At 67.4% G+C, this 12,338-nt stretch carries 11 protein-coding genes; 4 read left to right on the top strand and 7 right to left on the bottom strand.

Translation table 11 applies throughout. The annotated features are described in order from the left end of the window. Positions 1–80 precede the first annotated feature (80 nt). A complete protein-coding gene (locus QN239_RS27490) occupies positions 81–551 on the top strand; it encodes a hypothetical protein (protein WP_499015119.1) in 471 nt (156 codons plus the stop codon). 242 nt (positions 552–793) lie between these two features. Here QN239_RS27490 and QN239_RS27485 read toward each other — a convergent pair whose 3' ends face one another. Beyond that, complete coding sequence (locus tag QN239_RS27485; protein WP_499015117.1) at positions 794–2,572, bottom strand: alkaline phosphatase family protein; 1,779 nt, start codon at positions 2,570–2,572, stop codon at positions 794–796. On the opposite strand from QN239_RS27485, the gene QN239_RS27480 reads away from it, so the two are divergent. Further along, positions 2,565–2,795 (top strand): hypothetical protein, encoded by a 231-nt coding sequence (locus QN239_RS27480; RefSeq protein ID WP_499015115.1) that lies wholly within the window; start codon positions 2,565–2,567, stop codon positions 2,793–2,795. The two genes, QN239_RS27485 and QN239_RS27480, sit on opposite strands and share 8 nt — an antisense overlap. A gap of 598 nt (positions 2,796–3,393) precedes the next feature. On the opposite strand, the gene QN239_RS27475 is transcribed toward QN239_RS27480, so the two are convergent. Beyond that, entirely contained in the window at positions 3,394–3,747 is a 354-nt protein-coding gene (locus QN239_RS27475) for a heme-binding protein (protein ID WP_499015113.1), read from the bottom strand. Positions 3,748–3,788: 41 nt separating this feature from the next. Beyond that, entirely contained in the window at positions 3,789–4,058 is a 270-nt protein-coding gene (locus QN239_RS27470; protein ID WP_499016989.1) for a hypothetical protein, read from the bottom strand. A gap of 335 nt (positions 4,059–4,393) precedes the next feature. Between QN239_RS27470 and QN239_RS27465 the strand changes: the two genes are divergently transcribed. Then, positions 4,394–4,936 (top strand): nitroreductase/quinone reductase family protein, encoded by a 543-nt coding sequence (locus QN239_RS27465; protein WP_499015112.1) that lies wholly within the window; start codon positions 4,394–4,396, stop codon positions 4,934–4,936. A gap of 50 nt (positions 4,937–4,986) precedes the next feature. On the opposite strand, the gene QN239_RS27460 is transcribed toward QN239_RS27465, so the two are convergent. Together QN239_RS27460 and QN239_RS27455 are read right to left on the bottom strand one after the other, a co-directional pair. Next, positions 4,987–5,775 carry a cutinase family protein gene (locus tag QN239_RS27460; RefSeq protein ID WP_499015110.1) on the bottom strand — a complete coding sequence of 263 codons (789 nt, stop codon included), beginning with the start codon at positions 5,773–5,775 and terminating at the stop codon, positions 4,987–4,989. Between the two features lie 165 nt (positions 5,776–5,940). Then, complete coding sequence (locus QN239_RS27455) at positions 5,941–7,707, bottom strand: DUF7159 family protein (protein WP_499015108.1); 1,767 nt, start codon at positions 7,705–7,707, stop codon at positions 5,941–5,943. A 119-nt stretch (positions 7,708–7,826) separates the two neighbouring features. Here QN239_RS27455 and QN239_RS27450 point away from each other — a divergent pair, with 119 nt between their 5' ends. Further along, on the top strand, positions 7,827–9,347 hold the full coding sequence (locus QN239_RS27450; protein WP_499015106.1) for a DUF7937 domain-containing protein: 1,521 nt from the start codon (positions 7,827–7,829) through the stop codon (positions 9,345–9,347). Between the two features lie 36 nt (positions 9,348–9,383). Here QN239_RS27450 and QN239_RS27445 read toward each other — a convergent pair whose 3' ends face one another. Next, positions 9,384–9,869 carry a TspO/MBR family protein gene (locus tag QN239_RS27445; RefSeq protein ID WP_499015104.1) on the bottom strand — a complete coding sequence of 162 codons (486 nt, stop codon included), beginning with the start codon at positions 9,867–9,869 and terminating at the stop codon, positions 9,384–9,386. A gap of 22 nt (positions 9,870–9,891) precedes the next feature. Continuing rightward, positions 9,892–12,255, bottom strand: a complete 2,364-nt coding sequence (locus QN239_RS27440; protein WP_499015102.1) for a flippase-like domain-containing protein — start codon at positions 12,253–12,255, stop codon at positions 9,892–9,894. Between the last annotated feature and the right edge of the window lie 83 nt (positions 12,256–12,338).

Genomic DNA, 12,338 nt, shown 5'->3' with positions numbered 1-12,338 from the left:
AGCGGCCGACATGGTAGAGCACTGATCTGCGGTCAAATGTCGTCTACCAGGGCCGACCGAAGCACCGAAGGAGGGAAACGATGGCGAGTGATAACGAACTGCTCCTCGACGTCGAAGTGGACCCGTGGGGTAGCACGATCAGTATCGAGGATCTCGACACAGACGATCGGCCTGGAGTCCCCGAGGGTTTCAAGACCGAGATCTGGTGCTGGTCAACGATTCACTCGATCGACGTTTACACGATGAGTCAGGACGAATCCGAGACGACTGAGCGGCTTGTCCGTGTGCGGGTCTATCGCGGAACAGATTCTGTGGGCCTCGGAGAGCGGGCCTTCGACGGGGACCTGGAACTGACAACTGGGACCCTGGCAGTCGGCGCCTACCTCGGCACACCTCCCGAGGAGCAGCAACTGCACCTCAGCCCCGGCCTCGTGCACTTGCAGATATTCACGGAGAAAGCCATCCAGACGGTGCATTACGACCTCCCGGAGCCGGGCGAGTACCCGATCTCCGGGCCCACCGACATCAACGTGCTCATACTGCCAACGTGACAGCGACTCGGGTACGCGCGGGTGAGCACCTTAGGTCAGCATCTCCATGCGCAGATACTGCCCAAGACGTCCGTAGTTGTCACCGAGTTGTCACAAACACAGGCGAGTCGAGTGTGGAAGCCTAGGCGCCCGTTGAAATTATCGCTGCACTTCACCTACACAGGTTCGAATCCTGTACCTGCCACGCCTGGTCTGGCCCCCTCTACGGAGGGGGCCAGACGTGTGTCTGGGCGGCGACGTCCTCAGAGAATGACGGATGTGGTGCCCGGGTTCGTCGGCGATGTTGTCCAGAGGCCGTTCAGGGGTTGGGCGTAGGTGTCGTTGTCGGTCAGGGACGGTAGTCCGAGGGAGTCTTCGATGGTGCGCAGCAGGCTGTAGTGGTTGGCGTAGCTGTCGTCGGTGAAGGGGCCCGAACGCATCCCGGCGCTGATCGCACCCGGGGAGGGGATCGCGATGGTGAGAACGTGATTTCCGCCGTTGCCGAAGCCCAGCGAGATGTTGTCGGTGTCTTCGTCGAAGGTGATGAAGAGGGCGCTCTTTTGCGTGGGGTCGTTCCACACCGTTGAGTTCAGGATCGTGGGCACGGTGTTCTGCAGGAACTGATCACCCGCCTTTACGTTGTACTGGTGGTTGGTGAACAGACCGCCGATGTAGCTGAGGACACCGGTGAGCGAGGCGATGGGCCCTTCCATGTTGTTCGCCTCGTTCGCCGCGAACCAGGCGAAATTGGGTGCGGTGGAGGGTGACGCGAGATCGGTCGCCAGCTGGGTGAGCGGGAACAGGTGCGCGGCGGCGCGGGCCGGGTCGTTGTAGATGTCGCGGTAGGCCAGGAAGGGCAGTTCGTCGGGCGCGTAGTCGCTGGTCGCGGTGTAGGGACCTGCCACGGACATGCCTTGGGCGTATCCCGCCCACGTCTTGCCGGCCGCCTCGATGTTGTCGGCGAGGTTGCGTGCGTCGATGCAATTGGTCGCGCAGTTGAAGCTGTAGCCGAAGTCGGCACCACCGAGAATCGGATAGTAGTTGGGGTCGCTCGGATGGGTCAGCGCGTCGTAGTTGGTCTCGACGCCGTACGCGTTGACAAGGCTGTTGAGGTAGGGCGCGTTGGGGCTGCCGACGATGTCCCCATAGCCCTTGTTCTCCATGTAGACCATGAAGACGTGATCGAGCTGGCCGACCGTCGACGCCGGCGGGGTGGGTGGCGGCGGTGCGGGTAGTGCCGCGCCCACGGTGAAGGCGAGGTCGTCGGCGAATGCGTTGTTGTAGCCGAGGGTCGCGGGGTTTGAATCCCTGAGGGTCACGACCACCTGTGCCGAGCGGGTGCCGACCGGAATGACGGCCGACGTGCTCCGCTCGAGCAGTCCGGTCTGAAACCAGCGGTCCAAGTCGGTGACGGGGCCGATCTTCCCGACGCCCAACTGAGCGCCGTTGCCGTCGAGAAAGCGGACGGTGATCGAGGCTGCCGACGGATCCATCGACGCGCCGCCGAGCCATCCGCTGAGTTTGTACGGGGTTGAGCCGCCGTCGATGGTTGACGCCGCACCGGTCAGATCGACCGTCTGCGACAGCGTCGAGGTTGCGACGTTGCCCCCTCCGATGAACTGCGTGTCTCCGGTGACGGGTCGATCGCTGGGGAAGTTGAAGACGGCAGGCAACGTCGGGCCTGGGATGGACAGACCCAGTGGGATGACACGCGCTGTGCCGTATCTGATGACGGTCGGGGTACCGGTCACGGTCCAGCCGGGGATGGTCACCGAGCTGTTGCCGGTGAGCGACGGGTCGGCGAGTTCTGCACTGCCGTTGACCAGCAGGTTGGGGCTGGTGACCGACCACGGGGAAACCACATGGGCGGGAAAGAGATTCGTCTCGATCTCCTTACGGACCCAGGCCAAGACCGTCCACAGCGCGGGCGATTGAGCGGGCACGTTCGACGGCAGCGTCGACACCAGTGGGCCCAGCGCCCTTTCGATGAGCTGCTTGGCCACAGCGACCACGTGCCCCAGCACATTGGGAGCGGTGGCCACGGCCGTTCGGGTAGCGGTCGCCGGGGCGACCGCCGCTGACGCCGTCGGCTGCGCGGACAGGCCGGTGGCCGTAGCGGCTGCTGTGGTGCTTGGTTTCGGCGAAGGGACTTTTCTTGCCGCACCGGGTGGTTCCTCGGCCGCCTTCGAAGTCGAAGTCGAAGGCGACGCCAGTGCGGTGTGTGGCGTGCCGCCGCCGTGGTGGGTGCTTTCGTCGACATTGTGACGAGACTTTCGCGTTTCCTTCTGGACTGCAGCATCTGACAGCGGCGAGGAATCGGTTGCCGTCTTTGGCGTCGCGGCCGACGGGTCTTGCTTGTGCTTCGGGGCCCGCTTGTGGAGATCAGTGCCGTCCGCGGCGGGCTGCTCGCCACTGCTCGGGGTTGCAACGGTCGTCGAGGCAGTGGTCGGGGACGGTTCGGCGTACGCGATCCCGTGTGCAGTGGTCAGCGATACGCCGACGCCGAGAAACATCGCCAGAGCGCCGACTCGGCCTACGAAGCGTGAGCTACCCATGTCTGGTCCCCTTCGCCCGCCCGGCGTGGGCGGTACCCGTCACCCTAGGAAGGGTTGGCGTCTGCAAAACAACCTCTGGCTGCGAGAAAGCTGTGAGTATTCGTCGGATTTACTGTGTCGTGTGGATCGTCGATCGCACGGCCACACCGCGCCCACCGGGGGTCGGTCGCACACCGTGGACATCGTTTGCGGTGCAACGAAACCGAACGACCTTGGCAGAGGCGGAACTGACACGCGGAGGCGGCCCGACGGTGTGCGTGCTCGTTGTCGCCACCTCGCCTGCGACGTGAAAACTAGCCCAGCGCCATCTAACCCATCGGCACACCGGGCATGCCCGGCATCGGCGCATCGCAGCGATCACGGAAATCGGTGGCGGGCTGCCTGACAGCCTTGAGCTCGTCGCGCACCTGCGGGTTGGCCGTCATGTACGCCTCGATATCCGACCGCATCTGCTCTCTGGACTTGCCCTTGAGGCCGGTGAAGAAGGTGTTCACGTCTGGATGGGTGAAGAGATAGGCCGAGGTTCCCGCCGACACCCCGGACATGACGCCCGCGAGATCGGCGGCCGTGCAGTTCGGCGGATCGGCGGAGGCGGTTGCCGTGGGGCCGAGAAGCGTTGCGCCGACGAGGACGCCGGCTCCGATGACGGTACGGAACAACATGTGAGGCTCCTTGCTCGATGGGTCGCGGAAAGCGGTAGTGGTCAACGTGGTCCGATGCCACCTCCGCCGCCGGGCCTGCCTGGCCGCCCGATGTCGATGCCGGGCGGGAGCGGATTGACGATCACGTCCATATCCCAGCCGTCGTCGCAATACCAAGGGTCCGCACAATAAGAGGGGTAGACGGGCCCCGCGATCGGGGCGGTTGGCCCGCCGCCGCGGACGTCACCCTGGGCGCACACCGTGGCGGCCCCGGCACTGGTGCAATCCGCCGAAGCCGGCGAAGCGGATGCGACGGCAACAGGTACAAACATCAGGGCAAATCCGATACTCAGGTAGCGCTGTCTTGCTTTCACGACGGCTCCTACTCAGTGATGGCCACGGCGCCGCCGTTGCATCGACCGCGTCGAAACCTGCCTGTGCAGAGAAGCCAAACACCGAGGACGAGCGCCGCGGTAGGGCCTAAAGTCCTGTGAACGCCGAGACATGCCGTTGTCAGGTGTCGCAGTCGGCGTGCACGGACGCCTTGGGCCGAGGCCAAGCTCGGCGATGCACCCGATCCCCACCAGAGAATCCGCGTACCGGTCTACGCATATCTGCCGACACCGGCACTCCTAGCGCAACCCCATCGATACGCCGGGAGGACGCCATGAACGACAGCGTCGGTGGGATTCCACGGGTCGAGTTGCAGACCCGTGGACCGTGGCGGCGAAGGTTGTGGTGGTGGGCGGGAGGCCAACTGTTCGCGACCAAACGCGGCCTTGCACTCTGGCGCAAGTTCGCAGCGCCGGTCGAAGGGCCGCTGATGAAAGCCACCGATGGCCGGATCAGGCTCAGTGTCGGCATTCCGGTGGTGGTGCTGACCACGGTGGGCGCCCGCACCAAGGAACGCCGAGAGGTCCCGTTGGCCTACTTCACAGATCGGGACGACGTCATCCTCATTGCGTCGAATTACGGCGGGAGCCGCCATCCGGCTTGGTATCACAATCTGCGTGCGGACCCTCGATGCGAATTGCATGTGGGACGCCGCGGTGGAGCGTTCGTCGCCGAGGAAGTCATGACGGATAGGGATAGGGATCGGCTGTATGCGCTGGCAGTCGATCGTCTGGCGCGTGTGTTCGCGCTGCACGAACAGCGATCCGGTGCCGCACGGGCCATCCCGGTGCTCCGATTGAGGCCGGCGACGTCATGAAAAGCCAACGGCCGGAAGCCAACTGGCTTCCGGCCGTAGGGACCTGCTGATCAGTTCCCGGGTACTATTTCGGCTGCGGCCTGCACGACGGTCGCCGCGGGAGCGGGCAGACCCAACCGGCCCACCACGAAATCGGCTGCCTGGTCGGCCATCCCATTGGACTTGTACGAGCTGTGCGCGGAGCGGTCCAGGCCGCCGGGGAAGCAGATCGGGTCGCCGGTGGCGCACAGCTGGATGGTCTTGCCTGCGTACAGGTCGCCGATCGCGATCGGGGGAGCGCTGCGGTCGGCCAGGTTCAGGAACCAGCTGTCGGGTGTACCGAACAGGACGACGGCCGAGACGTGTGAGGCGACGGACGCCGGCATCGGTCCGGAGATGCTTGCCGGCAGTGCGTACCCGGCCGGCACCGTGCTCGACGTGGTGTAGCCGGCCACCGCGGCGCCCTGCGAGTAACCGCCGAGCACGATCTTGGTCGACGGGCACTGTGTGGCGATCGCCTGGACCCGGTTGGCGGCGTCGGCCACTCCGTCGACGGCTTGTCCGAAGTCCAGCGAGGCCGGGTAGTTCACCCCGTACACATCGACGGTCTTGCCGGGCAGCCGGGCATTCAGTGCGTCGACGAACGCCTGGCCGGTGGCGCCGACACCGGGGCCTTCGAAGGTGCCGCGTGCGAACACCACCTCGACGGCCGCGCAGGAGTCGTCAGCGGCGTTCGCGGTCGCGACGGGGCCGGCGAACAGGCCCACCACGATTGCCGCCAGCGCCAGAGTGGTGAACAACGTCGATTTCGCCACCCGTGCGGTGACGGCCGCTGTGCGGGCCGGCAGTGATGAGCTCATGAGATGGTCCCCGTTCTGAAAGCTCTGCCATCGCTTCTGTGTGAGGTGGCAACTGCCTGCTATAAGTCGGGACCCCTGAGCTGCGATTCCAATGTTGTCAAGTGATCTATCTCACCCGCGGAAAGGTCGGCCGCGGGGGATGGTCTGCGCTCCGGCGAGCGTTAGCTACGGGCTCTCCAACACCGTCGTCACCGGAGCCTGCCCGGAATGTCCGCCGCCGCCGGACCGGCCGCTGGAACCGGTTGACGAGGACTCACCGCCCGACGGGGCCTTCGTGACGGGCGGGGCCTCGACGGTCGTGACGGGTGCAGGCTCCGGTGCCTGCACGGGAGCCTGGCTCGGTGCCGTGTAAGCCGGGGCCGTGGGCGTCACGGGCTCTACCGGGGTCACCGGCTGAACGGGGGTCGCCGGGGTGACCGGCTCGATCGGGGGTTCCGAGGACGACGTCGGTGGTGGCGAGCTGGACGTGCTCGTCGGAGGCGAAGTCGATGACGTCGAAGTCGTCGTCGACGTCGACGTCGAAGGTGTCGTGGTCGGCGTGGTCGGCGTGGTCGGCGTCGTGGTGGTGGTGGTCGGTGTGGTGGTGGTCGTCGGCGTGGTGGTGACCGTCGTCGTGACCGTGGGCGGAGTCCACGGATTGAAGGGCGGGAACACGACGACCGGCGGAACGGGAATCGGGATCGCCGGGACGCCGACCGCCGGCGGTGCCGGCGGCGCTTCCACCGGAGCAGGCGCCTGCGTCACCGGCGCCTGCGCGGGCGGACTCACACTTCTGGACCGCACCGGGGCGGCGGGTGCTGCCGGGGGCGGGGTCAGCACACTGACCGGCAGGGCCACCGGGTCGGGCTCATGAGGCACCGGCGGGAGATACCGTCCGGGAACGGTGTCCGATTGGGTGGGCGGCGGTTGCGCGCTGACGACGGCCGCGGGCCGGATGTTCACCGCCACGGTGACAGCCAGGGTGGCGAAGCTGACCACCAGGAAACCCACCGCGCTGCCCATCAAGATGAGCCGCGGCGGCGGCGCCGGGATGGCCGTCGTGAAATCGGAATCCGGGTAACCCGCCTCGTCCGCCTGTTCGGGCACGAACTCGGCGAGCGCCTCGTCCGGGATCTCCCCGAGGTCCGGGTACTCCGGCCAGGCTTCCTCGGCGGCCTGCGAATACGCCAGCTGGGGAGCCAGCTCGGTATCGGCCGAATTGAGCGGAGTGGCCTGGGTGGCGTCCGGAATCGGGGCGGCCAGCGTGGCGTCCATCGCCGGCGCGGCCTGGGTGGCATCGACGGCGGGCGCGAGTTGCGTGGCCGTCCCCGCGGGGATCGCACCGGAAGCGTTCGCGGTCTGGGCCGCCCCGCGGGCGATCGCATAACCGGCGTCGGGTGGAACCTCGACCGGTGTCATCGAATGAAGTTCTGCCGCAATCGAATCCAGATCGAGGCGTTGTCCGGTGAGCATCACCCGCACGTGCGCCGGCGCTTGCGCCAACACCGATGCGCACGCGACGGCGGCGCCCGCAGCGCCGATGGGCACCGAGGTCAACGCCGGATTCTGCCCAACCACTGTCAACGACACCGTGTCGTCACCGGCCAACAGCAGCGACGCGTCGGCGCCCTGGCTACGGGCCAGCGCCGCGGCGGCCTCCGCTTCCGTCACCACCTCTACGTTCTGCACCCCGGCGCTCGACACCGTCTGTCGCAGGGTTTCGGCCTCGGCGGCGTCGGGCAGGCACAGTCGCGTCGCGGCGAGCCGGTTGCCCGAATCGGTGACCTCGCGGTAGGTACCGATGATGGTCTCGGCGAGTTCGGTCAGGGCCCCGGTCGACTCACCGTCGGGCAGATCGAACGCATACTGGTCGAACACCTGGGTCCCCGGCGAATCGATCATCGCCAGTCGTGCCACTCGTCCGGTGACCGCCACCCCGAGGACTACGTCCACGGATCCACTCCTCGCCTCGCGCTCACCCCGACGCTTCGACCGCTCCAAGCTACCGCACAGCCCGGCCGCTGAGCAGAAGTCGATACCGTCTCGGCCGCGCCCGTGGAAGGATCGGGCGGGTGAGCGACCGCGTCGGCCATGTCCCCGTCCGCGCCAACCGAGTGCGCGACGGGCTGGCGGTCGCGCTGATGATGCTCGCGCTGCTGCTGCCGTGGAACCTGCGGTTCGGGCTCGGGGTGCCGGGCAGTCGCGGGGCGTTGTTCGCCGTGCTGGTCGTGGTGACGCTGCTGGCCGTCGGGGCCGCGCTCCTCCCGCATGTCCGTCCGCCGACCGAGATCCGGCGGGTCTGCCGGGTCCGGCTGCTGCTGGCCGGTCCTTATTTGCTCCTGGCCATCGCTTTCGTCGGCTATCACCTGGCGCAAACCGTCCAGCACGGCGGCACCGGCGCGGTGCCGCCGGGTGTCGGGCCGGGCCTGCTGCTCGGGGTGGCCGGCGCACTGCTGGCCGGGCAGCCGCCGATTACGTCGATCACCATCGAAGACAACGCTTTTCGACGTTGGTATGCGGTAGCGCGGGTCATCGGGTTCCTGTCGATCGCCTTGGCGACGCTCTCGGTGGCCTTCAATCTGTACTGGCGCCTGCGGTATCTGTTCGTCACCGACGGCACGTTCGGTGGCCGGGACGTCGGGGTCGTCCTCACCACTGCGCTGTACGGCGCCGAGGCACTGATCGCCCTTGTCATCGCCTCACGCTGGCTGACGGAGAAGACCGCGGCCGCACGGCTGGCCACGACGGCCGTCGGCAGCGCGGGGGCGGTCGCCGCGACGCTGACCTGGATCGCCGGCGTCGGGCGCGATATCGACGCCTTCCACGGCATCGCCCAGAACACCTCGACCGCTGCGATCGGTTACGAGGGCTATCTCGCCTGGGCCGCCGTGGCCGGGATCGTCGCGCCTACGACGCTGTACGCCGTCTTTCTGATCAAGCCGCCGACCATTGGCGCCTACCGTGGTGCCGCGCAGAAGTGCCTGACACTCATCGCGTTCTGGGCGTTCGCGTCAGCGACATTGCGAGTGGTCGACTATCTGGTGGCGTTATCGCTGGATCTGCCGCGGGCGCTCTACGACAGCGTGGCGATGACGGTGTTCAACCTCGTCACCGCGGTCATCGCGCTGTGGCTGCACCGCAATCTCACCAACAGCACGGTGGCCGCCGCGTTCGGCGGGGTGTTGTTCGTCTTCAGCGTCGCGAACGTGGCGATCGGGGTGGCGCTCGCGCCGCGCTATGCCGGACCCGCCCCCGACGCGATCTACGGCAACAACCTGGCCCAGCAGATCACCAGCACGTTCGACGTCACCATCAGCGTGCTCAGCCTGATCGTGCTGGCCGTGATGCTGTTCACCGGACCGTTGGCGGGTTATCTCCACTCCCGCAGCGTCAGCGAAAAGCCACGTACCCCGGCGCCGACACTCGCCGAGCCCCCGACCGTCATCCAGCCGGTGCCGCAGGCCCCCACGGTGCCGAGAATCGTTCGACGCAGGGAGGATCCGACCACGGTGTGGGAAGCACCGCCGACAACCGTGCTGGAGAATCCCACCACCGCACTTCGGATCCAGCGCAGGCCGTCGAACCCGAAGTGACAGTGCCCACGCCCGCCTCGGGGCGGGGGGACACCGCTAGCTGCGGCGGTTCAACGCCCAGATGTGGGTCGACAGCACGGTCGCGAACGCACACCATGCCGGGTACAGCCCCAGCGGTGCGGCCTTGGCGCCGTTCACCCGCACGGCACGTCGGGTCAGGTCCGCGCTGCTCGCGGTGAGTGCCGCGGCGGCGACGGCTGCCGTGCCCAGCTTGCGCCGGCTGAAGAAGATCCACGACCACGCCGCGTTGAGCGTGAGATTGGTGGCCAGCGCGGCGACGTACGCCTTGCGTTGTGCTGTCTCGCCCCGGGCTTCCAGTTCGTCGAGGGTCGCTGCCGACGTGACGGCGATATCTGCGTAGAGGGCCGGCCACACGATCGGAAAAGCTTGGCGCGGTGGCTGGTAGGGCGGTTTGCGCAACTGCTCATACCAGGGGGACTGGGCGGGCCGGCTGGCCAGCCCGCCGATCACAGCGGTGGCGGCCACTGCGGCCGCGGACGGAAGCAAAGTACGAAAGGCCATACCGACCAACATACGTGCGCGGTCAGATCATGTCGTTACGCGTCAGCCAGCGCATCACCGGCCAGCCGACGAACACCGGTAGCCAGCAGGTCAGCACGCGATAGAGCAGCACCGAGGGCACCGCGATCGCGGTCGGGACGCCGAACGCGGCAAGACCACCGATGAGCGCCGCCTCGACTGCGCCGACACCACCGGGCGTCGGCGCCGCCGACGCGAGCGTCCCGCCGACCATCGTCACCACCGTGACCGTGACGAAGGACGTGTCCCCGCCGAACGCTTCGACACTGGCCCACAGCGCCAGCGCCGCGCCCAGCGTGGTGCCCGCCGCGCCCAGCACGATCAGCCCGAGCCGTTTGGGCTCCCGCGAAAGCTCGACAAGATCTTCGGTGACCTCCTTGAGCTTCGGTCGCAGGGACGAGGACAGCCAGCGGCGCAGTTTGGGCACGGCCAGGAAGAATCCGACCAGGCCCAGCGCCACACCCGCAGCCAGGTACAGCACCGTCGTGCTCGGGACGAAATGCGACAGGTTCGCCGACGCGCCCGCCAACGTCGTGAACATGATCAGCAGCAGCACATGGACGATCACCTGAACCGTCTGCTGCAGGGCCACCGCGGCCGTGGCCCGCAGCGAGCTCAGCCCCGCCTTCTGCAGAAACCGTGCCGACAGGGCGAGCCCGCCGACGCCGGCCGGGGTGGTGGTGGCCGCAAAGGTGTTGGCCACCTGCATGATCGACAGATTGCGGAAGCTGACCAGCCCGTCCGCGCAGGCCCACAATGCCGCGGCTGCGCCCACATAGGTCAGTGCGGACACGGTCAGGCCCAGCAGCGCCCACCACCAGTTGGCCGAACCCAGTTCGGAGAAGAAGGTCGGCACCGTGCTGATGAACGGATAGGCGACATACACCAGCGCCACCAGCAGCACCAGCTGGATCACCTGAACGCGGGTGAAGCGGGTGATCGCCTCAGGTCGGATCTGGTCGGCGCCGGTCTGCTTCTGCACCTCTTCGCGTGCGGCCTTGATGACGTCCGGCGCGTCCGGCACGTCCCCCCGGATCCGTTTCGGTACCGCCGATTTGGTGAGCCGGCGCGATGCGGTCAGCACGGCGTCGCGGCCGAAGGCGCCGATGGCCGCGGCGACGGCCGTCGGTGCGTCGTAGAGCGCGCTGGTGGTCACCAGCAGATGCGCGATATCGGACTGCAGCTGCGGGTCGGTGGCGCCGTATTCGGCGTGGGCGAACCCACCGAACCGCACCGTGTGGTCATCGACGGTGATTTCCTTGGCACGCAGATCGCCGTGCGCGATGCCGTGTTCGTGCAGCAGACGCAGTGCCGACCACACGGCGTCGGCAGAGGTGGACTCGGCGCTCAGCGGTGCGCCTGAGGCGGGTTTGCGCGCGTACAGCGTCCATCCGCGATCCAGCGCGGCCATCGCCACGGTCGACGTGTTCGCCAGTGCCAGATCGCCGATCGCGATGGCCATCAGCGCCCGGTGCTCCACGGCGCGGCGCATCGAGGTCTGCAGGGGCGCGGTCTCGTCATCGCGTAGCCGGAACTTGCCCCACAGCTGACGCATGGCGCCGCCGCTGCGCTGATTCGGTCCGTACAGCTCCACAACCGCGGTGGCGTCTGCACTGGTGGCCGCCAGCACCAGCGGTCCGGGGCCGGGCGGCCGGATGACCGCCAGCGTGGTGGCGACGAACCCGCGCCGGTCCAGGGCCCGGACCGCGCCGTCGAGTGGCACCTCCAGGGCCGGGGTGCCCACCACCCAGACGACCAGCGCGCCGACGAACCAGCCGACGGCGAGCCCGAGCAGGGTGCGGGCCGGCACCACGGCGCTGACCACCAGATGGATGGGCACGAAGGCCAGCAGCAGGGTCCACCACCACCGCCTTAGCCGCCGGGACAACCACGGTCCCGACACCGTGAGGACCGCCGCCAGCAGTGCGATCCAGCGGGGATCGTCGAGGAACTGGGACAGCTGGGTGTCCAGCCGGTCGGATAGGTCGAAGTGCCATTGCGGGGCGGCGATGCCATTTCCGGAGATGGAAAGGGACAGCACAGCCAACAGCCCCGCCGCCGCATACGCCCCGAGCAGTTTCCACTGCCGCGAGAGCACCAGGCTGACCAGGATGACGAACGGTAACGCCAGGATCGCCACGCCGTAGGCGAGGTAGACCAGGTTGGACTGGGTCGGGGTGAGCACCCCGATGATCTCCGATACCGATCGTTCCAGGCTCACCCAGTCGTTGCGGGTGATCAGTGAGCTGGTGATCACCGTGGCCAGGAACAGTGCGGCGAGCAGCAGTCGCAGGATGTCGTTGGTGCGACGGGTCAACGGTTGAAGCAAGCTCCCGGTGACGCTGATATCCCGGCCGTCGACACGCACGTGGACAAACGTAACCGCTTGTCGTGCGAAGCACGGGTACCGGCGCTGTGGGAGAATCCGGGGTATTCGCGGCCGGCGTGAGG

The sequence above is a fragment of the Mycolicibacterium sp. Y3 genome, from assembly GCF_051188035.1.
GTDB classification, from domain to species: domain Bacteria; phylum Actinomycetota; class Actinomycetes; order Mycobacteriales; family Mycobacteriaceae; genus Mycobacterium; species Mycobacterium fluoranthenivorans.
This window is presented reverse-complemented; position numbering and strand designations above follow the sequence as displayed.